This window comes from Fictibacillus terranigra, from assembly GCF_030412265.1.
Classification (GTDB): domain Bacteria; phylum Bacillota; class Bacilli; order Bacillales; family Fictibacillaceae; genus Fictibacillus_C; species Fictibacillus_C terrinigri.
In genome coordinates this window covers 13,360-37,960 of the sequence record NZ_JAUHLN010000008.1, presented here as the reverse complement: position 1 = coordinate 37,960, position 24,601 = coordinate 13,360, and the positions used below count along the sequence as shown (strand labels likewise).

Sequence of the window (24,601 nt, the reverse complement as noted above, 5' to 3'; positions counted from 1 at the left end):
AATATATGCTAAGTCAAAAACGACCATGAAAGCCGATATTCCTTATTCTAAGGAATTATCGGCTTTATTCTAGCAATTGACCGTCTTCCGGAGTGATCTTAAATTTCGTAATCACACCCACTGCTCCAAACAAAAATTTGTACCCGGTGCCATTATCCCAGCCATATTTCATTCGGTATTGCAAAAAATACATGCTTTCCTCATTTGTAAATCCCACCACGAGACTTGAGCTTTTTAATATCTCCATTCAGAGGTAATCCGCGAATGGCTGCCACCAGACGCTGCTGAACTTACTCTGAATGCGCACGAAAAAACGGCTGCCATTCAAGTGAAGGCAGCCGTTTTTTCAAATGATTAAGATCCGAGGTGACATTACACCGCTGTTAAAATGAGCGGCTTATCTTTGGTAATGACAATCGTGTGCTCAAACTGTGCGGCGTAGTGATGGTCCGGCAGAAGCATCCCCCAACCGTCAGCGCTCTCTACTACATATTCCGCTCCGTCCGATACAAAGGTTTCCACCGCGAGCACCAGTCCGTTCGTAAGCAGCCTGCTGTCTCGCGGATCATAGTAATTCAGAATGCTATCCGGCATCTCATGCAGTTCGCGGCCAATGCCGTGCCCGGACAAATTGCGGATCACGGTGAAGCCGTCCTTGCGGGCTTCGTTGTGAATCGCCCGTCCGATGCCGCTGATCTTCGCACCCGCCCTGGCCTTCTGAAGCCCCTGATGCAGTGCGCGAAGCGAGCTCTGACACAGCTTTTCCTTGTGCGGCGAACGGGTTCCTACCACTATCGTTGCCCCGGTGTCAGCAAAATATCCGCCCAGCTCCGCCGACACATCAATATTAACGACGTCCCCTTCCTCCAGTATCCGAGGGCCTGGAATGCCATGCGCAGCCACCTCATTCACGGAGATACAGGTTGTTCCCGGAAAACCGTAGGTGATATCAGGCGCGGAGATAGCTCCATGCTCATCCAGCACCCTTTTGCCGATACGGTCGAGCTCTGCCGTTGTAACTCCCGCCCGGACAGAGGACAGCATCTCTTCACGGGCCATTGCGACAATACGGCCGATCCTCTGCAGAGCGATGAGATCGTGTTCTGATTCGATGGACAAGTTTTTAACCTCCAGTATTTGCAATATAACCCACATTTAATTCCAGTATACTCGAAAAAGAGCCTCATGTCCCTTCGGGAGTAAGAAAAAACGCTAAGCCGGTCACATCAGAAGGCTTAGCGTATATTTTCGTTAAAATGTTGGCGGGACCCCTAAGAAAGCCCTATAAGGCCAATAAACACAATTGGCATTAAAGAAAAAAAATGATGTATTGAACAAAGTCTTAACTTTAATAGGGTATTTGTTTCTTTTAAATAAAATGACTAAAAGAAGATGAAACATGGCCGTTATATAACCAATAGTCATGTCTCGGATGGGAATAGCATTTAATTCGTGTCTAAAGGTCCAGCATATGTAGACCCGGCCTAAAAAACTTCGCCGGATACACAGCTCCCATAGATTTCAAAGAACTTAGACTTCATGTTTCTCTTTCCTACGCTGGATCTTCTTCAGGGGTTGGATTCGTTTCTTCAGTCATATCCTCTAGCTCGTTGACTTTAAAAATAACTGTTCCGATGGTCACTTTGCTATTTTGGGTCAACCCTGTACCATACTCAACTAAATAAGGTTCTAAATTAAAGAATTATATTCATAAATGGTCGTGTCCCTTTTGATGATCTGGAAAGTACCATCTTTAAAATAAATTTTCAGGCTATCGGTTTTTAATTCTCCGTATCCTCCATTATTATACTCACTCAGATAGAGCGTGTACTTTTTATTACCACTCCCTGGGACATCTTTAGGATATAAAGTTTCATATCTGGAGAATCTTCACCTGTTTCAGCATTTCCAATTTTAACTTCTGTCAATTCCCTTATCCGTTCAGACAAAAGACGTTTTGATATTGAATCTTTATCCTCGATATTGCATTTAACAAGTAATAGTCTTTTTACTTTTTGCGATAATGTGATCCTTGAAGTGTACTATTTTAAAAAAAACTAACATTGGTTCCAGAAATACACGAGGGTTACGAACGTTGTCTTGAATGTGACAGTACTGGAGAAATTTTGTCTCTATCACATAAAAAAGGATGCTCATGTTTTGAGCACCCTTTTTTATAAAAACTAAAATTTCCGTTTAATATTTAATCTTAGATGGCTTAATATCCCCAACTCCATCACGGTCAATTACAATCATTTCCCAATATTCTAAACTAGGTAGGTTAATGACTAATTCCTTGTCCTCCCATTGGTACTGAATTTCTTTTAATTGTCCTTTGTGCCGATCGGGACTCGCTGAATAAACCTTTAAGTTAGGTAATTCTTTTTCATTCTTGCCAATTGGGTATTTTATTTTTAAATCATTATACTTTTTCGGTTGTGCTGCTGCATTTCTCCAATTCGAATCATTATTTAATAGGTTAACGAGATGAACGACATCGTACTCTTCAAAGCCTTTATTGTTCTTATTATCCCTTACTATAGACCATATTGTGTTCTTCTCTCCATCTCTACTAATCACAAGTGGCTGACCTTCGTTTTCTACTTTAATCATCGTATCAGTCTCTTTACTATCGAATAGAAGATTTTCGTAAGCAGCGAAAAACTTGTAGTAGTCTTTCATTGATTCCTTTAAAGAACCGGTCATTTTTTTGCTTCGATTTGGGTAATATTCATGAGCTAACATATTTGGCCCTTGTTCATACTTCTCAGCTGTACCCATTTCAATATGTGTTGCCCCCATTGCAGCTAATCCAGCATCCATTAAGCGTACGGAAGGTTCGTCAAACAGTCCAATTGTCATGCGACGTAAATGAATGGACCCTTTCTGTCCCTCTTCCTGTTTTAGTGTGAACTTATGTTTCCCTGGTTTTAAATGTGGTAAAACGACGTACCCATCTTCACTATATGAGTCAATATTTCCCGTGCTTTTAAATGTAACTGTATAAGGATTGCCTTTCTCATCTAGCAGTGGTTTTCCATCCACATAAATGGTCCGTTCTGTATCTGCTCCTGCATTAGCATATGTGAAGATAAAACTAGTTTCTCCTTCGTCTTCTATATCCACATCAAATGTTACCTCGTCACCTACATGACCAAAATGTAATAGTGTATCTTTATAGATGTGCATAGGAGGAATCATACTCGCAGATTCTGAATGATATTTTTTATCTTCAATTTTGAGATAATCAAGCTTTACACCATCATCATCTAAGTTCTCGACTTTGATCGTGATCGTGTTTTTACCTTCTTTTAAAGAAATTCCTCCCATAGTAAGATCCTTCCATCCATCACTAGATGGGAAAATAATAGTTTCTATTTTTTCATCATTTACATAGACTGAACGTTTTGCATCACGTTTTGAGGAAGCATCATTATTATATCTCCATGTCAAGTCATACTTTCCTGCTTTTTGAGCATTAACATCAAAGGTTAAGAAATCCCCTTCATCTTGGAAATCGTAAATGTGGCCAATAGTTGTTGAGATTCCATGACCTTCTGGAGCAAATGCAGCTTCTTCAACCTGATATTCCTGTTCCCCAACAAGTAAGCTATCTAAATTGATATATTCACCATTCGATGCTAATTCAAAAACTACTTCATGTTCACCAACAGGTACAGTAGCTTTTATAGATTTTTCAACCATTGCTCCATCCCAACCACCTGGTGTACTAGCAAATATGTTTTCAGAGATCGTCTTTCCATCAACATATGTGTTGTTTGAAGGAATTAATTCTCCATCAACATATATATTTACTTTAGGATTATTCGCAGTTCTATATTTAAAACGAAGAGTATTAGTCTCTTTTTCATTATTAACATTAAAAATGACTCGTTGACCCGCTTTGCCTAGATTGTTTGTAAATCCAGGAGATACGGAAACCTCGCTTGTTTTTGCTATATCAGGACTCCAGCCGATTTCAGCTTGTTCTCCTTCTATAACCGTATTATTTATTTCAAATTTGTCTACTTCAATTCCTGTTTCAGATGTCTGATCTTCCATCTTCATCTGAACCTCATTCAATCCTTTATAAAGATAAATTTTGGTTTCGGCTTTACTCCAGTTTTCTCCCTCTGTTTGTGGTAACATTACTACACCCGCTTTTTTTCCATTAACTAGTAAGCTGCGTTTTGTTTCCTGACCAGAGTTTATATAGAAAATAGAGATCGGTACCTCTTTTGCAGTATCTGAATCCATTTTGAAAGAGATAAAATCTCCCTGTTGTTTAAAGTTGTTAATCTGTTTTGTTGATTTTTCCAATACAGGTTGCTGTGATGGTTCCCAACCAATTCTAGCTTTTTCAGCTTGGTATCGTGTATCTCCAACTGTCATGTAATCTATCTTTGCACCTGTATCGTTTACATTTTTTACTTTTAGGACGACTTTATTTTCACCTGCTTTTAATGGTGTTTGAACGATTTCTGATTTTTCAAGTGATTCCCATCCACCTGTTGGTTCGAACTTAATGGAATCACTGACAAGTTCATTATTAACGTACAAATGACGATTTACGGCCGTTCTTTCAACCCCATAGTTGAAGCTGATTGGATAGGATCCTGCCTGAGCTGCATTTACTGTAAACTCAATAAAGTCTCCATCCGTTTCGAAATTATACACATGTCCATATTTATCAACTTTACAGCTGATTAGCTCAGCATCTTCAGCTTCATATTCTTTCTCAAAGGAGTCCCTTTTAACAACAATACTGTCTACATTTAACCAAAGATTATTAGTATTTAACTGTAGTTTAATTTCATTTGTACCTTTTTCCAAATGTAAGGATAGGTTTTTTACTGCAACTGGATTTCCCCATCCCGTTTTTTCATTAAAAGATATCGTGCTCTCAACGAGTTGATTATTCACTGATATTTTTCCTTCTGGACTACTACCATTATCATGTCCGTATTTGAGAGCTACATCATAAGTTCCTGATTCAGGTACATCAACCGTCCATATGATCTTATCTTCATCTTGTTTTCCAAAATCTCCAACCCAACCAGGAAGCTTTTGAACACGTGAGAAAAATTGCTCTGACTTAGGAACACCTTTTACATCTGCTACCTCATAGTGTTTTCCAGTTGCCTGCTTATAATTCATATAGCCAGCAATGACAACGGCTTTCCCGCCATTCGTTTTACGGGTTTCCTCAACAACATTTAATAGATCACGGTAATTATCTTTATCCTGCCAAATTTCACTATAATCAAAATCTGTTTTTGTTGAGGAAACAGGAACATCTTGATAACCTTCATTTCCACCAACCATATTAAACGTTACAAAATTCTTTTTCTCATTATTTTCTACTAAAGAATCTTTTACGGAATTAATAAGAGAATCATAGTCTTTAGAAAAATGGCGCTTATTACCATTATAATCATATAAATAATCATTATCGTGAAAGCCCCACTGATCAAGATGCATTCCATCAAATCCAAATTCGTTTACACTTCTAACAAACTCTCTGTTAATATATTTTTGCCATTGTTTATTACCAGGGTCTTGGAGAAATAGACCCGTTGGAGGATTAACCCAATCAAAGTAAAAGCCTTCTTGATTTGCTAGTGACGGATTAGGAAACTGGGCATTCTTCTTATAGAGTCCCCATTCCCTTTTTATTCCGAATGCTTCATAATTTTCTCTAGCTGCATAGTTCATTTGATAGGCCATTGATGCTGCATTATATTTCTTAGCAGCATCAATTTGCTGTTTTACAGTTAAAGGAAAAAGATTGCGTCCTAATAAATCTTTATAGGAAGTATCTTTATTGATTTCTTCTGTAATAAAATTTCCATTTTCGTCTAGAATCGGATTCCCATTTCGATCTGTCTTGGAATAAACGGATACATCATGCCGCCACATCCAATCATAGAATTGAAAACCATTTAAGTAGTACTCTTGTGTCAGTTGTTTCATCTTCTTTTCACTTTCGCGAACTGACTCTTGAGGGAATTCTGTTGTATACCCGTAGCGAGGAAACCGTGTCCAATCACTTGAGACATCAATTGCTGCTGTTACAATTTGATCAGAACCCGAGATGGAAGCTTTTACAAGATATCCGCGAAAATCCTGTTTGGGAGGTGTCCATTCTATTTCCAATCCTTTTACATTCTTTCTAACTTGAATATTCTTCTCTCCCTCGGCTACTTTTTCGTTTAAGTGAAAGACTTCTAGGTTAAGCTTCCCTTTCCAATCATTAGAAGAATCAAATAGTATAGACATCTTCACTTTTTCCCCTGGAGTATACCTGGATTTATCTACTAAGAAAGCTTGAATCGGTTCAACTGGCAGCTGATTTTTAATTGGTTGAATTTGTTTACTAGATATCTGCTGTCCTGTCGTTTGGGCTTTTGTTACAGGTGTTTGAGTGATTAATGTCAAGTTCAAGGCTACTAAACAAACAAGTATTAGCTTTCGTTTACTTTTATTAATTTTCATACCTTTCCTCCTCAAAAGATTACTAGTATGGTTGCATTTACAAAATCAATAACACTTCAAATGCGGTTTTATTTTCACATATATTACAATTTTATGTAACCGCTCACATTATAAAAAAGGTGTCTTATATTATGTTTGTTTGAAAGGTCAAATAAAAAAGGCGGAAATCCGTATAAGGAGAATGCCCTCTTTTGCATGAATAAGAAATATTTAATAGGAACAAAACAGATGAATAGTTCAATCTCTTACCCGAATTAAAAAAACACTTATCTTATAAAAGATAAGTGCCCGGATGTTTATGACTGTCTGTTCTTGTTTTAAGGAGCACTTCTCCTTCTAAATGCACCCGATCGTTTAAGAAACTTGTCTTTTTCCCATCTTAAAAAGACTATCAAAATTGTATGATCTCCATTATTAAAGGGTAAGAATAATTCATTTATTTTTTCATCATAAAAAAACCATTTTATAAGATTGAAAATTTTTATCTGATCAAACCATGAGGTAGTGAATGAAAGTAACGATAGAATAATGAATGAAGAATGATGAAGATATATAATAATTGAATATCTCTTTATTCGCTTTTTAATAGCTGATCCATCTTGTTTGCAGCTTCGTTTAAGGTTGTTCTAATATCCTGATTATGGTAAATCATAGCTTCCATCGCTTTCGTATATACGTTTTCCATACGGGACCAGCTTTTTACGGGTGGACGAAGACGGGCGTTCTCCAGGCTTTCAACATACGCTTTCATGTATGGTGTTTTTAGCATCGCTGAGGAGTTTGCCGCCGCTTTATTTGCAGGGAGGATACCTGAATTAAACATACGCTGCTGAATATCTTCACTCGTCATCCATTTCATAAATGTCCACGCAGCATCTCTATGTTCAGTACCATTCATAATTACGAGGTTCTCTCCCCCTAGAATAGATCCCTTTCCTTGTTTATCAACAGGGAAAGGATAAGGTATCGTTACGTTCATCAACTGATCCACTGTATAATAAGATGTGGAGAGCACACTGTAAAACCATGGCCCTTCTTCGGCCATAAAAGCCTGTCCCTCCAGGATTTCGTTCCATGTATCGATCGATCCCGATGAAAAGTTTGGTGCCAACAATCCTTTATCTTTCCAGCTTTTGATTGTTGATACGGCGTGAATACTTTCTTTACTGTTAAAATATCCAGATGCTTGCGTGTAATCGCTGTTCGTTAACATACCGCCAAGTCCCCAAAAATAAGGAAGGCTGTCCCATGCATTTAATCCTTTCATCCCGATATAACCAATACCATGCTGTTTTTCAGCGAGTTTCAGAAAGTCATTCATTGTTTCAGGCGGTTCATTAATGCCAGCCCTGTTTAAGGATATTTCGTTATAAATGGCTGCTTTTGTTGTCAGATTAACGGGAAGACCGTAGTATAAACCGTTGTAAAGGTTGGTTTCTAGTGCATTTGCGTATAATTTTTTTTTCTTTTGTTTAAATCCTTTAAAACTATCCAATGGTTCAAGAAGTCCTAGAGATGCGAATTCCGGAACCCAGGCAATATCAATCCTTACAACGTCAGGAGCTTGTCCTGAAGATCCTTTTGAAATAAGAGCGGATTTTAAATGTTCATTATATGGCTGCCTGACTGACGTGATTTTTATCTCAGGGTATTTCTTTTGAAAGAGTGGAATAAGCTCTTCCTCAAACACCCTTGTTTCCTCATCACTGTATGTGTGCCAGAAAACAAGTTCTTCAACCTTCTCTTTTTTATGAAGTGTAGAAATAGCTTCCTTATTGCTAATAATTTGATCAGAGCAGCCGTTTACGAATAAAGCTAAACAAAAAAACAGCACCATTTTATGAATGAACATTCTTTGTTTGGCCATACGTAAACCTCCTGTACTCTTGTTTATTTTTGAGCTTTTTCTCGAAAGTCTACTGGACTAAGCCCTGTAAGCTTTTTAAACAGTTTGCTGAAATATTTTACATCATTAAAGCCCGACTTGTGTGCGATTTCATAGACTTTCAATGAAGTATTGGCCAAAAGGTCTTCAGCCTTCTTAACCCGCAATGAAATCACATAATCAATGAAATTCTGATCCATGTATTTTTTAAACAAAAGACTGAAATAGTTTTTGCTTATAAAACTGTAGTCAGCAATTTTTTGCAGCGTTAGATCGGACGTGTAATTTTGCTGGATGTAATGCAATGCTTTTTCCATGAGTTGTTGATGGGAGGTAATAGAAGCAAATGTAACCGGGTGTTCCATTTCCCACTGAGCGATCGTCGCATTCAAAAGTGTTTTAAGTTCTTCCAATGTTTCTGTATGGGTCAGCTCGTCCATTTTTTGAAGAAGGATCGGAATATCTACTTTTCTTTGAAACAGTATGCTTAACATCTCTCCTGCTTCACGTTTGACTTTATCAGGCGATTTATTGCCTTTTTCCCACTCAGCTATCCACTTTTCTTTTACGATTTCTGTTTTTACGCCGTCACTTTCTCTGACAGCTTCTTTTAAATAATCCAAATAGCTGGTCTTACTTTCATCATTTGAAAAGCTGGAAACATATGGATAACTTTCCGATGATACTTGATAAAAATGAATGTCACAGGCCTCTTTTGCCTGGTAAAAACACGTATTAATATGTGCAGCAACTTTTCCTTTTTGGTAACCGATATATAAGGTGATTCCTGTATCCGCTTCCAGTTTTCTTTTCACATGCTGAAGATTACTTTCGAATTCTTTGCAATAAGGCAAAACGAGAATAACATCTGAGTTATAGAGTGAAAACATCGAGCCCCTATCAAAATTCCTGTAAAAAGTATCAACAACTTCTTCTGCTTTAATTCCCGGGTAAAGGTAGCCGAATTTTTCCTGAAGTTCTTTTTTATTATGAATCCTTCCGTATGAGATAATATAGCCTTCACCAAACGCCGCGTTCCATTTTGCGGGATCAGCTCGATATTCAATTGAAGCAAGCATCTGCTTCAGTTCCTGTTCCAATTCCTTGCGGTGAAGCCCCTTTTGGGTTTCTCTATGTTCATCTAGGTCTTGCTGTATCTTGTGTTCCTGCTGAATGAGCCGCGTGCATTTTTCCAACAGCTTAATCAGATCTTCTGGTTCTAATGTTGGCTTCAGTAAGTAATCTACAGCACCGAGCTTCAGACCTTCTCTTACATAATCAAAATCACTGTAGCTACTGACAAAAATAATCTTCAACGAAGGATGAATGTCTAACGCATGTCTAGCTAGCTCTAATCCGTCCATAATAGGCATCTTAATATCCGTTATAAGAATATCGGGACATTGTTCGTTAAATTGTTGTAACGCTTCTTTTCCGTTTGCAAAAGCACCGGTTAGTTCGTACATACCATTATCTAAAGGTATCGATGCTTTTAATCCATAACGGATAACAGGTTCATCATCCACTATCATGACTTTATACATGTTCTTCACCCTCCTTCAGCGGATAGAGAAGCAGCGTTATCTGTGTTCCCGTACCTTCCTGACTTTCAACGATCATCGTCGATTTTGGCGAATAATATAGCTGGATACTCTCGTAAACATGAGCTAATCCAATCCCTACAAAACCATTCTGTATGGATGTTTCGATATCTTTGATCTGCTTTAATTTTGACGGGTCAAACCCTTTTCCGTTATCCGTAATGATAAATCTTATAGATCCGCTTTTCTCTTCTTCTCCCTTTAATTGGATCAGCCCTGTTGTATCAGTAGGAACGATGCCGTGAAAAATCGCATTTTCAACAATCGGCTGCAGCAGCATTCTCGGAATCCGAAAATCCAGCAGCTTATCATCGATTTCAATATCCAAATGGAATTCTCGATCATACCTAATTTTTAGAATCACTAGGTACTTCTCTAAAATATCTAGTTCTTCCGCAACCGTTATAAGGTTTCCTTTCTTCCCCATGTTCGCTTCTAATAACCGGGTTAGCGCCGAGATAGCTTCATTCGCTTTTTCATTTTGTTTAAATTGAATCAGCCACTTAATTGTACTTAACGTATTAAACAAGAAATGAGGATTGATTCGGTTCTTGATCGCCCTTAATTCTGCCTGCTGCTTTTTGCTCCGTTCATCATTTACACTCGCCATTAAATCCTCTACACGGCAGATCATCGTGTTAAACTGTTTGCTCATCAGTCCGATTTCATCATCAGAAACAACATTTGTGCGGGCTTTTAAGTTTCCTTTTTCAACATTTTTCATCTGGGTCGTTAGCTGCTTGATAGGATCTGTAATTTTGCCAGCGATAAACAAACCGATCAGAATCGCCGCAATGGTTAATCCGATGGAAGAAAGCAGGACTAGCCGGTGCAGCTTCTCCATCTCTTCTGTAATTTCGTGAACCGGTACAGTTCCTACGATCATCCACCCATTGCTCAGCGGCTGTTTAACACCATAATAATTCGTGTTGTTATGTACGTATTCAAACTCTGCACTTTCATCTTGTACGACAGAATGATACAGATCCGCATTCTTCAGCTGATTTCCAACTCGGGAGACATCCGGATGGATCATGATGTGCCCTGATTCATTTACCACAAAGAATTTTCCGGTCTGCCCAAGTTTCAGCTGATTAATCTTGGATAATATATTTTTCCCATCTAAATTCACTAAAATATAGCCAATATTATTTAGCGTTTCAAAATCCTTCAGAACACGGCCGACTGGAAGAACGAGCTCTGTATTGTCTCCGCCGCCGCTGTATTTGTCTTTCTGCAGACCCATCCACACAAGCTCCCCGTCTTTCTCCTGTGCCTGCTTCAGCCACTCAAGCTCTGATTTTCTTTCCTTATTCCATTTATAAAAAGAGAAGGTGCCGCTTCCCCAACTCGTATTCTCTTCTTTTAACACATAGATAATTTTTACGAAGGAACTCGAGAAAACATAGTTATTCAGTTTATCAGTCAGGATATTATTCCTTTCTTTTTTTTCGATGTTTGGTGCAGCAGGATCCGCATCCATTATGACCGTTTGTTGAACGGCGGAATCTCCATAAACCAATTCTGATGTATCACTGCCTACCGTAAAGATATACGAGAGCGTGTTGGCTGCTTGTTTCGTAATCTGAAGAGAAGATTCGCGGACATTCTGTTTAATAATAGAAGAAGAGGAGTTGTAATAGAAAAAACTTAAGAAAAAGGCTGGAATTAAAATCACGACCAAGAATGCTGCGATTAGTTTTACAGCAATACTTTGTTTTTGCCACATGTGTCGGATCATCTTTCCAGCCCCTCATTTGTAACTATTATGATGTTATTTCTCGTATTCAATGACAAGCATATCCCAATATTTCAATGCAGGAATGGTTACAGTCATTTTACCATCTTTTTGCTTAAAATCGGATCCTAAATAATGGTCAGGAGAAGCGATCCATACGTTCTTTACTTCTTTTTTTGCACCAATCAAGTGGTCCATACTCTTTATCTTTCTTTAAAAGAAACTCTACCAAGTATCCTTTTTCATTGTCTTTCGGAGACTTCCACTCCCATGTTAACGTTTTGTCGTTTTTTGCGTTCTTTTCCACTTCTTTTACAATCTCGTCACCTTGCGATAACGAATCACGAGTGACTCTCCGTTCATTTTTTGACTGAGACCCAAAGTGAAGTGAATCGTGTCACCTGGATTATATCTGGCTTTGTCCGTATCGACAGAGTTTTAATAGTGGTTTTTTCTCTTCTCTTTCCTCGATTTCAACGACAATACTCTTGGATATGCATCCTGTAAGCAAGAGTACTAGGCAAACAAACTGCGGCAATACAAATGACGATTTTCTTTCTCATCCTTTCATACTTCCTTCACTTAAACCGCTCTTCACAAAATGTTTTTGGAAGATGATATAGATCAAGACCACTGGCAGCAGTGCGATGATAGACGCTGCAAAGATCCAGGCCCAGTTGCTGGCGTGCTGGCCCTGAAACATCATAAGTGCGATCGGCAGTGTACGAAGGGCTTCATCTTTAATAATCGTAAGGGCCACAAAGTACTCATCCCATGTTCCTGAAAACGAAAAGATCGCCATCGTTCCTAACGCCGGTTTTGATAATGGCAAGTAAATATTCCAAAAAATACGCCAATTTCCACCGCCGTCAATCCGGATGGAATCTTCTAGCTCTTTCGGAATTGTTTCAAAAAAGCCCCGTAGAAAGAATGTTGAACCGACTACTCCACCGCCGATGTAGAGAAGCCACAGTCCAGCATACGTATTTACGAGTCCAAGATTGCTGATGACTGTAAATTGAGGAACGATTGCCAGTACAACTGGAATCATCATCGTAAAAAGGAACATACGAAATAGAAACTCTTTAAACGGAAATTGAAAACGTGCGAACGCATATGCTGTCAGCGCACCTAAAAACAAGCTGCCAACCATCGAGACACCTGCAATCAATAAACTATTTAAGAAATAACGAAAAAAGTTATTCCTATTCCAAACCGTTTCATAGTTATCCAGATTCGGTGTTACCGAGAAAACCTCGCTCGGCCTTGGCAGTGTATACGCATTGTCCACAAACGTCGTTAAAAGCATATAGATAAACGGAATAATAAATACGGCTACACCTAATATCAGTACGGCATATACGACAAACTTCCAAAACAAACTCGTTTTTGTTGTATACACGATTTGTCCTCCTTTCTAAAAGACAAAGTTAAAAGTATCGCTGGTTTCCAATTTTCTTTTGCTGCGTCCAGGTTACGAAAAAGATCGTAAGCCCCATCATGACACCGAGTGCAGACGAATACCCAAAATTAAAGTTGTTGAAAGCTTCCTTATAGATCATGCTTTGTAAAACTTCAGTCTGACCGATCGGACCGCCATTGGTAATGAAGTACACTTGCGGAAAAATATTAAATGCGCCGATCACAAGGTTGATCAATACAAAGATCGTCACCGGACCTAACAATGGAATGGTGACATTTCGGAAAAGTCTTAATCCGTTTGCTCCGTCGATACTTGCCGCTTCATACAGCTCTTTCGGGATTCCTTGCAAAGCCGCCAAATAGATTACAACCGTCCACCCTACTGTTTTCCAAATATGAAATGTCCAGATTACCAACATGGCTGTCCATTGATTCTGTAGCCAGCTGATCGGTTCATCGATGAGCCCGAGCTTTGTATGCAACAAAAAATTTATAAGCCCACTCTCTCCATCTGCAAATAGAAAGCGGAATAAAAAAGCTACGACGATCCAGGATGTGATGATAGGTAAATAGTAAAGCGTTCTGAACGCAATTTTATATTTAATAAAATGCATGTTGATCAGTACAGCAAATACCAAACCTAAAAACCAGTTGATCGGTACGGTCACCACTGTGTTTAACAGTGTATTTCTGACCGCATATTTAAATTGTTCATCGCGGAATGCTTCTTTATAGTTTTCAAGACCAACAAAAGGACTCTCTGCCCCAGGGATGATACTGTAATCTTGAAAGCTCATAATTACCCCCTTAATCAAGGGATAAATAACAAAAACAACGGCTCCAATCAAGCCAATAATAATAAAAGGAAACACTTCTCCCCATTGTTTGATTCCTTTTGTAATGGCTTTTTTCTTTCCTTCTGATCTGGGATTTGGCTGCTGATTGTATTTAGGTGCTTGGTTTAATTCTGGTTTTACAGATGCCATCTTTCTCCCCCCTTGCGATTAATGATCTGATAGTTGAACAAATGCACTCCACTATGTGAAGTGCATCTGCGGATTTTTATTTCTTAAGGATGGCTTCTCCTTGTTTAGCCGTATCATCCAACGCTTCTTTTACTGACATCTTTCCTCGGATGGCTTTTTCAATGTTTAAGTTAAACACTTTTTCAAATTCAGACCACTGTGGAATCGGTGTGCGTGGTAATGCTGTTTCCAATTGGTCGACATACTCTTTTACAAACGGAACTTTTAAAAACTCAGGGTCTTTTGCCGCGTTCAGGTTCGTAGGGATTAAGCCTGTTTCAGACATAAGTTTTTGAGGCTCTTTTGTCAGCATCCATTGTGCAAATGTCCAAGCTTCTTCTGGATGCTTGGAGTTTGCAAAGATTACGAGATCCTCTCCACCAATTACAGAACGGCTGCCACCAGGACCTTCAGGTATAAGTCCGCGCACCGTATATTCTAATGGGTCTTCTTTTTTCTTCTCTTCATTCATCAAGACACTGTAGAACCAAGGTCCGTCATCAAGCATCATATATTCATGCTTCTTGATCCCGTCCCATGCACCTGGCTCTCCTCCAAGAATGGTCGGGCTTAAAAGACCGTCTTTTTTCCACAGAATGATCTGTTCTAACGCTTTTACACTTTCAGGGCTGTTTACAAACCCATCCATTTTTGTGTAGTCTTCATTGGTTAATTTGCCGCCTAAGCTCCAGAAATATGGAAGCACACCCCATGCATTGGCCCCTCCGACTGTGATTCCGCCTTTAGCTCCTGCATCCTTTGCTTTTTTTGCAGCTGCCGCAAGCTCTTGCATTGTTTTTGGAGCTTCGGTTACACCGGCTTGGTCTAACACTTTTTTGTCATAGATAGCTATTTTTGTGTTCGTATTGACTGGAACACCATAATATTTTCCGTCAAACATATTTGTAGCCATAGGACTTTCAAATACAGACGATTTTACTTTATCAAAGCCGTCTAAGCTGCTGACTTCCTTTAAAGCTCCCATTTTTGCGAACTCTGGCACCCAGATGATGTCCATTCGCATGAGGTCAGGTGCTGCGTTTCCTGAGACACCTGCAATAACTTGCTGCTTAAGCCCTTCATAAGGCATGCGCGTTAATTTCAACTTTATATTGGGATGTTCTTTTTCAAAAATCGGTTTAATCTTTTCTTTTAATACTTTTTCTTCTTGATCACTGTAAGTATGCCAATATTCAATGGTTACTTTTCCATCTGAACTCTCTTCCGAAGAGCTATCAGAGGATGAGCAAGCGCTTACGAAAAGCAAGGCAATAATGGACAAGATTCCTAACACTTTAGAAAAAGGTGTTTTCATTTTTTAATTCCCCTTTTATTGTTGTTAGTTCCATTATTGAAAATAGTCAGACTATTAGTAACCGCTTTCATTATTTAAATGGTGTATAATCTTCCACAAAGGACTGGCTTCGGTTTGTGTTGTAAAAAAAGGTGCACTATATCCCTTTTTAAAAGAGAAATAATACACCTTAAGCTAGAAAAGCTTGTTATTTTGTTTTGAAGACAGTTGTAGAATCTGCTCCATAACGTTCTGTACCTGATGCCCATCGTAGAAATCCGGCTGCTGAATCGCTGAATTTTGGCTGGATATCCTGTCTATCCACTTCCATATTTCGTTTCCTGGTGTTAACCGCCATGGACGGAAATTTTCTTCTCCGCTTTCTTCTGTTTCTTTCCACTTATAGGTTTCGTTTCTTTCGTCCTGAATAGAAAGCTGAATGCCGAACTCTGTTGATAACAGTTTTATTTTTCCTTTGTCACCGTAAAGATTGATCTTAATCGTTTGTCCCCTGTCCCCTTGGTAGCGAACCCAGCTAGTCTGAAAGTTTGCGATTGCGTCATTAGGCAGTTTTGCTGCAAAGAACACCGAATCGGGTGCTTTCTCTTTTTCGTGATGGTCTCGTTTTAAAATCTGAGTGGAAGCCGACAGGGGACGAATCGATCCATCAAACAGATAATGTGCCAGATCAATAAGATGAGACCCAAGATCAGCAAGGACACCGCCTTCTCCACCAAGCTGGACATCACTTCTCCACCCGGGTGAGGATTGTATTCCATAATCACCGGTGTATTCAAAATCAGCTTCAAGGATGTTTCCTATTCTATGTTTCAGCAGCTCATTCTTCATCTTTTTAATAGCAGGATTTTCACGATATGTAAAGTTTACTGCATGAATGATAGACGAATTTTTTACAGCATCTACTATTTTTGCAGATTCCTCTGCATTAAGCGTTAAAGGCTTCTCACAAATAATGTGCAGACCGTTCTTTGCTGCTGTTAAGACCATATCAGCATGTGTCCTATTCGGTGTGATGATACACACACCGTCTAAATTCTCTGTAACTATCATTTCTTCATAGGAAGTATAGCTTCTTGGGATTCCGTATTTTCCAGCCATTAAACGGGCATTGTTTCCTTTCTCACTGCAGATGGCTGACAGCTCAGCATTCGGGTGTAGGCTGAGAACGGGTAAATACCATAAATCTGCAAACCAGCTCGCTCCGATTACACCTACTTTAATTTGTTTCACTTTATCACCTCATGCTCAGAGGTGATTGTCGCGTCTTCAAGAATTTGATGAAGCACCTTTTGATTTTCATAGCCATCATAAAAGGTTGGGCAGTCCTCTGGTGAAACACCGTTAATTAAATCTATGAAGTCCTCGAGCTGATTCCTTTTATAGTTTAAAGGGACTTCTAGGCTCGTTCTATCTCTCGTTTTCTGTTCATGATTGAATTGAATCAAACTAATTTCGTCAGGGCGCTCGCAAGAAAACTCCATCGTTCCTTCATCTCCAAAAAGGGTAACCTCTAATGCGTTCGAAAAACCGACCGCATTCCTAGTTGTCATAAACTGTCCCACAATTTCATGATCGAGCACCGCGATAAACGCCGAATAATCATCAACATCTACTTCTTCAAGCTGTTTGGTTTGGTCCAGGGAGGCTCTTTTATTTATAAATGTAGTATTTAAACTTTTAAGATGCTGAAACTCTCCAGCAAAAAAACGGGCTGTATCGATCATGTGTGAACCAAGATCTCCGAGTGCACCCGAACCAGAAAGCGCTTTCTTGAAGCGCCAAGTTAAAGGGGTTTGAACCGCTGGGATGCCCCAGTCCTGTAAATAACGGACCGAGATATGCCGCAGCTTTCCTATCTTATTCTGCTGAAGCAAATCTTTAGCATAGCGGAACGAAGCAACATAACGGTAAGAAAACCCGACCATGCACGGAATGGGTTGTTTTTCATACTGTTTTTTAAGTTCTGCAGCTTCTTCAAAATTTAATGTGAATGGTTTTTCTGTCATAATCGGCTTTTGATGCTGAATGCAATCACTTATAATTTTGGCGTGTAAATAATTGGGTACGATTGAAATGACAGCATCTACCTCTGAATCTTTTATCAGTTCCTCATAATCTTCGTATCTTTTATTCTGAGGGATATTCAGCTTGTCTCCAATCATCTGGAGCTGCTCTTTATTCACATCTGATACAGCGCTAACCGAAACATTTTTTAATTGAGATAAAAGATTGATATGGTGATTTGCCATGCCGCCTAAACCAATTAATCCGATTGAAATATGATTTGTCATCTTCTTCATTCCTCCTAGTTTCGTTACTCCCTCTATACAAGAAAAACTAAAAAATACCTTCTAATTTCATCAACTCTAGAATTTATTACACGATTATCAGAAAATAAAACGATGAGATTTATATATCTAGGTGCAGCACATATCAGGTCCAACCGGTCCATATTTGATTTGCCCGCGGTCTTGAAAACCTGCTTTTCATAAAGCTTTCAAATGGTGAATTTGAAGAACTATGAATTTTGTTCGATGGAACGGGTTGTTTATCTACAAATCGTCACAGGGTGTATTGTTGAATTTGCCGGACTAATATTAAATTCCTTGTCTAAACTAAGTGTATGACACTGTTTTAGGAGTTTAAGGAAATGAAACGAGCAACCGTTCTCATGCTGGCTGGATTATTAGGGATAGCGGGTGTGATTGGAACCGCAAAAGTAGTAGCGAATGAAAAAGCCGATGTGAAAATTCAAGTAGAAGAAAGAAAACCTCAGAATATCGACTCCAGATCTGTGGTAGCAAAAAGAGATAATAAAAATGTCCCTAATGAAGTCAAAGCCTTACGGGAAGAGATGATCGCATTGCACAATGAAATAAAGTCACTTCATAGTCAAAAACAGCCAACAAAAAATGGCCACAAGGAAGAACAGATTCGAAACCGTTTGATTCAGTTATTAGAGCAGCAGAAGTCCACGAATCAGATGTCGAAAGAAAATACGGAAGCATTGGATAAAGTGATAACTGTCTTAAAAAATAGGCGATGATTATAAAAACAGAGATGGATTATTCCGATCCATCCTTTTCTTATTGTCATTAAATCAAATTGTAAGATTTCAACCGTTGACGAAGAGTAAATCGCTGAGGGCCAAGAAAAAACGAGCCCCTCTGTGCAACACAATTTGGATACTTAACCTCACTCTTTATGAAAAGAGCCGATTCCTTAGCAGAAATCGGCTTTTCTATGGTTAAAAAACAGCGGCAGGTAATCCTTACTTTGTTATAGCCATCTTCTGTGGCTTTCGCTTCCGCACTACCCTGGCCCTTTCATTTTGTTGCTTAAACACCATCATTTAAAATCTCTCATTCAGTCCTTTCTTCTTTATGGTGTAATTTTCTTATTTTTATATCCAAATACAATTGTGTTTATATATGCGTTTATGTTTACATAATCGCAAGCATTTATAATTGTGTTCAAATTCGTGATCCTTAGAAGTAAAGGGGATTTGTCTATTTGAACAACGCTCGTGGTAAATCCATATTAACTTTTAATCTCCACTTTTCCTAAGTCCTCCTGTATCGCATTCCCAGGGTCTATCGTTGACCGCTCATAAATGTCATTCATGATAAATACAGTATCGTTATCTTTATTTAATATAACGAAAGAATAACCTTTGATGTGCGTTTCTAGAGTATTGATTTGCTTTTTCGTTAAGCGATGAGGGATGTCTTCAACTAAGCGTAAATGACAAAACTTCCCCTGTGAATCACCCTTTGAAAAAGATGGGCCAGGCTTAAATGTGGATTGTTCCAGCGAAGTTACTTGAACAGTCTGATCAGGAAAACCAATTCCATAGGAGTAAACGATTCCATGTGATAAGAAATTTACAAGCTTTGCACTTAATTGATAGTCCATATCAAGAACGAGCTTATGATCCTTAATGTGTACCTTAAATGAGGTTGGATGAAAATTGAAATTATCAAACCGTTTACCAAAATCCAGTCTTTCTTCGTCAGTTAACTCCGCTGTTTGTCTTTTATTTGCTTCAGATTCTTGGGTTGAGGCTTCTTTCTCTTTAGGATCAGATTGGTTTTCCTCATTGGAACAACCTGTGATGGCTATAAATAATATCAAGGCAGCCAAAAATTTGTTCATTCTCCTCATCCTTTAAATCGGTTCTTGTGCTGAATACTCCCGATATGTCCACTTATTATGGATGGATCTTTTCTTTTTCAATTTGCCCATATTATAGTAGCGTTCATATCCAGCCGATTTTACATATTTACTTCCAAACTTCAGAAGATGTTTTTGCTTTGCAGGAATAGTATACGTACAAGTGGTACTAACCCTCTTTGTCTTACCCCACCCAGTTTCATAATGGATCGCAATTTCCGCAACGGCTGCTTTAAGACTGCCTGTTGATGAAGCCGATGAACTTGTATATTTAGATCTTTCAACACTCATAGAAACTGTCCGTTTCTCTTTGTTTTTGGAATTGTCTGCTTCATGATCCCAATAGGTTTTCTTGTGTTTCGATTTTGTTACCTTTTCATACTCCCATCCCGTATACGCTTCCTCAGCCGGCCTGTAACCGTCATCCGGTAAAGTTGGAAGATACTTTAAATGTGCATCATTACTGTAATGGGGGCCAGACATCTTTGCAGTTTCCTGAAAAGTATCTGCAAAGGCATGTCCAATTCCAACCCCGGTAAATACAGATACCGAGAACACAAGAGCTACACCCATTTTTTTAACGTTTCTTTTTTTCATCTTAATCGCTCCTTATCATGAAAGTTACCTTACACAACAATTTCCAATGAAACCCGACTATTCGTTGGATTACTCGGTTCCTGGTTTTGCGATTACATACGAAGAACGCGGTTGATGAAAAAGTGAGTAATGTTTTTTCATAAAAAGCCTCCTTTAAAATGTTTTAACCTTGTTGAAACTTAATTAAAACATACAAGAAGGTGAGCGTTTTGTATATGAGTCAATGTTCCTGGTTTTGCATGATCAAAAAATAACAGCGAAGAAGACAATAAGGGAACCAACTTAAACCATTTAATGACTACTGGGCCAAGAGAATTTTCAAAAACGTCAATGGACTAGGTATATATAAAACAAAAAAGAAGCCGTTTATTCCGGCTTCTTTCCCTGTTCTCGGTCTTGCAGGTACTCTTCCACAATCGCTATTACCTTTTTCTTAAATACCAGATAATCCTCTTGATCATTGTTAGGTGTACACGAAATTTTTATCGCATCATTCTCCACACGAATGTACACGGAATCTCCTTCTTCAATCCCAATGGATTTTGCCATAAAAGAAGGCAAAAGTACGCCTAAAGAGTTACCGATTTTTCGAATTTTTCCTTCTACCTCCACTGAAAAGAACTCTCCTTTATCGTGCCACTTACAATAGCATAGTAATGGAGATCGCTGTCCCCTTCCTATTAGTATACTATAAATTGCTGGCTTAAACACGTAAAGGAGGCATTGACTGCCGTTTATAAAACCAATTACCCTCCTTCTTCTTTATTATTTTTCTCATACTTGTATATTATAATGGTATTATAACTTTGTAAATACGTATTTTTGAATCGTATCCGTAACGTGATGATAACGCTACAATTTATCCCTTCGTGTAACGCCTATCAACAAACTGCTCTGCGTAGAAACATTATATAGATGTTGCTCGCTCTTATTTTTGGAAGCCAACTCTATTAAGGGGAATAGAATTATCTAATTCTGCATACATGAAATTGTGGAGGAAAATCTTTTTGAAGGAGGGAAGAGAGTGCAAATTCATGTAGTACAACGTGGTGAATCAGTTTGGGCGATTTCCCAGCGATATGGCGTAACGATAAATCATATAATAACTGCGAACCATTTAGAAGAGCCTAATAAACTGGTCAGTGGTTTGGCGCTTGTCATTCCTACGGCTCATAGGATGCATACTGTCCGGACTGGAGAATCATTATGGAAGATTGCCCATAAATATGGAACAACGGTACAAGCGATTCTGCACATAAACCACATTACAGACCCTTCCCGGTTTCATCCCGGCATGGTGTTAGTCGTACCTGCGAGAACATATACTGTTCAACCCGGAGAAAAGTTATGGCAAATTGCACAGCGATATGGCACGACTGTTCAAGAGATCATGAGAGCGAATGGAATCCAAAATCCGAATATGATCTCGCCCGGCTCTGTTTTAATCATTCCTTTTAAGAAACCAGTCATTGATGTTAACGCGTATACGAACAATGAAGGAGAAGCAGGAGCCCGTGAGGTTCGGGAAACCGGCCGGTATTTAACCTATTGGATGCCTTTTGCCTATAGAATGCGAGAAGATGGCGAGCTGAGTTCCATCAATGATACTCCCATTATTCAAGCTTGTGCAGCCGAGAGGGTTATGCCAGTCCTATGTATTACCAATTTCACAGCTAAAGATCCGGGTTCTCGCCTTGCTCACACGATACTTTCAAGTAGTGCAATCCAAGATCAATTGTTAACCAATATCATTAAAATAATGAAAGAAAAAGGATATGTTGGGCTGAACGTGGACTTTGAAAACGTCTATCAATCAGACCGTGAATTATACAACCAATTTTTACAACGTACTGTCAGTCGCTTGCATCCTGAAGGATATTTTGTATCGACCGCCCTTGCCCCAAAAACGAGCGGCGAACAAAAAGGATTGTTAGTTGAAGCCCATGATTATCCTGCACACGGAAGAATCGTTGATTTTGTTGTGTTAATGACCTATGAATGGGGATACCGTTTAGGGCCGCCACAGGCGATTTCCCCCCTCAATCAAATAAAAAGAGTGCTAGATTACGCCGTCACTGTTATACCGAGAAACAAAATATTTTTTGGCTTTCAGGTTTACGCAAGGGACTGGCTGCTCCCGCATGTTAAAGGCCAAGAGGCTGAAACATTCAGCCAGCAGGAAGCGGTCCGCAGGGCCATTCAATATGGAGTGCCCATTCATTATGATCCCACTTCACAAGCTCCATTTTTCCGCTATACGGATGCACAGGGGCGCCAACATGAAGTCTGGTTTGAGGATGCTCGCAGCGCCCAATCTAAATTTGATACAGTAAAAGACTATGGACTGCGCGGGATTAGTTATTGGGTACTTGGCTACCCATTCCCGCAAAATCGGCTGCTGCTTGAAGATAATTTTATGATACGAAAAATTCGGTAATACACTATCGATGGATTATAAGCCCCTTGCACGAAAATAACATCCAATAATCTATTTAACTCTTTACGTTCCTCCTTCACCTCATAAATCACTTGCTAATTCCCCAACGTCATTCCTAATTTACTTCCTATCTGTATTCATTGTTTAAAGGCGCACCAATCTTTGATAAAACAACCTGAGAATGTTTTTAAAGTGAATGAGTTTAAATGACTCCCGTTTATTCATCAACGTGGCAGCGAAGAAAGAATGGGCCCAGAGCAACCAGGAAAATGATATTTATCAATTCCGCTGTCGAAAAAAAAAGCAGTCCTAAACTGGACTTGCTTCTGTTGGCTGAACCGGCTATATTTTTCCGAGGAAGAAAGACAAATACAGCTTATTACTTTGTTGGTTCCTCCGCCTAAAACCCTTGGAAGAACCTCTCCATTCCTCGTTTTTTTACCTCTAATTACTCTTTGAGAAGGACTGTAGGCACGCTGCCCTTTAATAATTAACCTATTTATTTTTTAATCGATCAATTATTTTGTAACCTTTTCTTTCCCTCTAACGACTATTGTTATGAGTTTAAACAATGAAAATAAAGGGAGAAAAGGAGAAGTTATTATGTTGAAATTTAATAAAAAGTGGATGACAGGTATCCTTGTTGCATTACTGACTTTTATGTTGTCAACCCCTTCCATTGCCTCGGCAAGCGGGTTTCATCATCCTGAGAATTGGAAGCAAAATTCTGTTCTTAAGCAAGGTAAGGCGAACAAAGAGGTTAGGAATATGCAGTATATCCTTAACGTGATGTCTTTTTACACTGAAACTGGGCTCGTTGATGTTGATGGAATATTTGGGCCGAAAACAGCCGCCGGTGTAAAGAAATATCAAAAAGAAAATGGATTAATGGCCGATGGCATCGTCGGCCCAAAAACCTGGAACAGTTTTTCACAGTATATAAAGAAGAAAAATAATTCCACCTATGGAGTTGGCGGGTTTATGGGCTTAAGAATGGAGTGGAAGTATGACAATAAGTCAGATTCCTCTCCTTCAACAACAACCATTTTTGGTAATGGAACGGATAAATCGGATGGTTATCGGCTATACGCCAAGTAAACAGCAACCCATTGGTTTAAAGAGCCAATGGGTTATTTTATTTGTTAAGAAAAGACCTGTTTTTTATTTACATAAAATAAAGGTTTTTATAAATTGGCATGATAGTTCCAGTAACAAAAACAATGAAGAAAACTATAATAATTATATGGGTACCATGGGTTTTTAGCTTTCACTAGAATCCATCGCTTTATCTAATCATTTTTACGTCATCTTAAGCACGCCACTGGGTGCTGCTTTAATACTGCAGACACCCCTTGTTTCATTTGCTCGTTTTTTATAAAATCAGGGCAATAAGCGTTTGTCAAAACAAAACGAATCCAAATTAATAAAAACTAATCAATAAGCTTTTATATTTGCGTGTTACACTATTAAATAAATGAGGTGACAATAATCAACGAGCGATAGGAAAGACAGAAGGTCCTCAATTACGATAAAAGTTTTCTAATCTTTCTCCTGGAGGTTTGCTTATGAGTATGTCAATGGGGAATGTGATGGATCTTAATATTACACATGAAAAATTGAACGGTACACATTATTTGGAATTAGTCGGAGAAGTTCAGAGCTACACAGCACCCAAGTTAAAAGCAATACTTTTCCCCTTGTCCGAACAAACTAAACAAAAAATCATTATTGATGTTGAGAAAATTGATTTTATAGATAGTATTGGGTTAGGAGTGTTCGCTGGAGCCTTTAAATTAACGAAAAGGAGCAACAGTACTTTAATACTTAAAGGCATGAAGAATCACGTCCGCAGGTTATTTGAGGTAACAGGACTAATATAATGATGTAAGTCAGGTACGTGTCCTTTGTTCAGA

The 24,601-nt window shown here is 38.8% G+C and carries 19 protein-coding genes; 4 read left to right on the top strand and 15 right to left on the bottom strand.

From position 1 onward, the window contains the following. Window positions 1–64 precede the first annotated feature (64 nt). From QYF49_RS23590 to QYF49_RS23535, 12 genes are all read right to left on the bottom strand, one after another. Entirely contained in the window at window positions 65–193 is a 129-nt protein-coding gene (locus QYF49_RS23590) for a hypothetical protein (RefSeq protein ID WP_290402040.1), read from the bottom strand. Between the two features lie 179 nt (window positions 194–372). Further along, window positions 373–1,119 (bottom strand): type I methionyl aminopeptidase, encoded by a 747-nt coding sequence (map, locus tag QYF49_RS23585; protein ID WP_290402039.1) that lies wholly within the window; start codon window positions 1,117–1,119, stop codon window positions 373–375. Window positions 1,120–2,196: 1,077 nt separating this feature from the next. After that, window positions 2,197–6,495, bottom strand: coding sequence for a glycoside hydrolase family 66 protein (locus tag QYF49_RS23580; RefSeq protein ID WP_290402038.1), 4,299 nt, complete (start codon window positions 6,493–6,495; stop codon window positions 2,197–2,199). Between the two features lie 571 nt (window positions 6,496–7,066). Then, window positions 7,067–8,362 (bottom strand): extracellular solute-binding protein, encoded by a 1,296-nt coding sequence (locus tag QYF49_RS23575; RefSeq protein WP_290402037.1) that lies wholly within the window; start codon window positions 8,360–8,362, stop codon window positions 7,067–7,069. A gap of 23 nt (window positions 8,363–8,385) precedes the next feature. Beyond that, window positions 8,386–9,924: a response regulator transcription factor gene (locus QYF49_RS23570; RefSeq protein WP_290402036.1), complete on the bottom strand. Its 1,539-nt coding sequence runs from the start codon at window positions 9,922–9,924 to the stop codon at window positions 8,386–8,388. Further along, entirely contained in the window at window positions 9,917–11,722 is a 1,806-nt protein-coding gene (locus tag QYF49_RS23565; RefSeq protein WP_290402035.1) for a sensor histidine kinase, read from the bottom strand. Before QYF49_RS23565 ends, QYF49_RS23570 begins: the two co-directional genes overlap by 8 nt. Before the next feature lie 33 nt (window positions 11,723–11,755). Then, complete coding sequence (locus tag QYF49_RS23560) at window positions 11,756–11,917, bottom strand: glycoside hydrolase family 66 protein (protein ID WP_290402034.1); 162 nt, start codon at window positions 11,915–11,917, stop codon at window positions 11,756–11,758. Between the two features lie 361 nt (window positions 11,918–12,278). Further along, on the bottom strand, window positions 12,279–13,121 hold the full coding sequence (locus QYF49_RS23555) for a carbohydrate ABC transporter permease (protein WP_290402033.1): 843 nt from the start codon (window positions 13,119–13,121) through the stop codon (window positions 12,279–12,281). A gap of 28 nt (window positions 13,122–13,149) precedes the next feature. Beyond that, window positions 13,150–14,127, bottom strand: a complete 978-nt coding sequence (locus QYF49_RS23550) for a carbohydrate ABC transporter permease (protein ID WP_290402032.1) — start codon at window positions 14,125–14,127, stop codon at window positions 13,150–13,152. 76 nt (window positions 14,128–14,203) lie between these two features. Next, window positions 14,204–15,481: an extracellular solute-binding protein gene (locus QYF49_RS23545; protein WP_290402031.1), complete on the bottom strand. Its 1,278-nt coding sequence runs from the start codon at window positions 15,479–15,481 to the stop codon at window positions 14,204–14,206. Window positions 15,482–15,655: 174 nt separating this feature from the next. Continuing rightward, window positions 15,656–16,711 (bottom strand): Gfo/Idh/MocA family protein, encoded by a 1,056-nt coding sequence (locus tag QYF49_RS23540; RefSeq protein ID WP_290402030.1) that lies wholly within the window; start codon window positions 16,709–16,711, stop codon window positions 15,656–15,658. Further along, window positions 16,708–17,772: a Gfo/Idh/MocA family protein gene (locus QYF49_RS23535; RefSeq protein ID WP_290402029.1), complete on the bottom strand. Its 1,065-nt coding sequence runs from the start codon at window positions 17,770–17,772 to the stop codon at window positions 16,708–16,710. Before QYF49_RS23535 ends, QYF49_RS23540 begins: the two co-directional genes overlap by 4 nt. Before the next feature lie 359 nt (window positions 17,773–18,131). Here QYF49_RS23535 and QYF49_RS23530 point away from each other — a divergent pair, with 359 nt between their 5' ends. Next, on the top strand, window positions 18,132–18,527 hold the full coding sequence (locus QYF49_RS23530; protein WP_290402028.1) for a hypothetical protein: 396 nt from the start codon (window positions 18,132–18,134) through the stop codon (window positions 18,525–18,527). A gap of 494 nt (window positions 18,528–19,021) precedes the next feature. On the opposite strand, the gene QYF49_RS23525 is transcribed toward QYF49_RS23530, so the two are convergent. The 3 genes from QYF49_RS23525 to QYF49_RS23515 all read right to left on the bottom strand — a co-directional run bounded on the left by QYF49_RS23525 (window position 19,022) and on the right by QYF49_RS23515 (window position 20,863). Continuing rightward, window positions 19,022–19,636: a hypothetical protein gene (locus QYF49_RS23525; protein WP_290402027.1), complete on the bottom strand. Its 615-nt coding sequence runs from the start codon at window positions 19,634–19,636 to the stop codon at window positions 19,022–19,024. 12 nt (window positions 19,637–19,648) lie between these two features. Beyond that, window positions 19,649–20,251: a hypothetical protein gene (locus QYF49_RS23520; protein WP_290402026.1), complete on the bottom strand. Its 603-nt coding sequence runs from the start codon at window positions 20,249–20,251 to the stop codon at window positions 19,649–19,651. 366 nt (window positions 20,252–20,617) lie between these two features. Beyond that, window positions 20,618–20,863, bottom strand: a complete 246-nt coding sequence (locus QYF49_RS23515) for an AbrB/MazE/SpoVT family DNA-binding domain-containing protein (RefSeq protein WP_290402025.1) — start codon at window positions 20,861–20,863, stop codon at window positions 20,618–20,620. A gap of 412 nt (window positions 20,864–21,275) precedes the next feature. Here QYF49_RS23515 and QYF49_RS23510 point away from each other — a divergent pair, with 412 nt between their 5' ends. The 3 genes from QYF49_RS23510 to QYF49_RS23500 all read left to right on the top strand — a co-directional run bounded on the left by QYF49_RS23510 (window position 21,276) and on the right by QYF49_RS23500 (window position 24,568). Continuing rightward, on the top strand, window positions 21,276–22,688 hold the full coding sequence (locus tag QYF49_RS23510) for a glycoside hydrolase family 18 protein (protein WP_290402024.1): 1,413 nt from the start codon (window positions 21,276–21,278) through the stop codon (window positions 22,686–22,688). A gap of 603 nt (window positions 22,689–23,291) precedes the next feature. Beyond that, window positions 23,292–23,786 carry a peptidoglycan-binding domain-containing protein gene (locus tag QYF49_RS23505; protein ID WP_290402023.1) on the top strand — a complete coding sequence of 165 codons (495 nt, stop codon included), beginning with the start codon at window positions 23,292–23,294 and terminating at the stop codon, window positions 23,784–23,786. A 467-nt stretch (window positions 23,787–24,253) separates the two neighbouring features. Next, window positions 24,254–24,568 carry an STAS domain-containing protein gene (locus tag QYF49_RS23500; protein WP_290402022.1) on the top strand — a complete coding sequence of 105 codons (315 nt, stop codon included), beginning with the start codon at window positions 24,254–24,256 and terminating at the stop codon, window positions 24,566–24,568. Window positions 24,569–24,601: the final 33 nt, after the last annotated feature.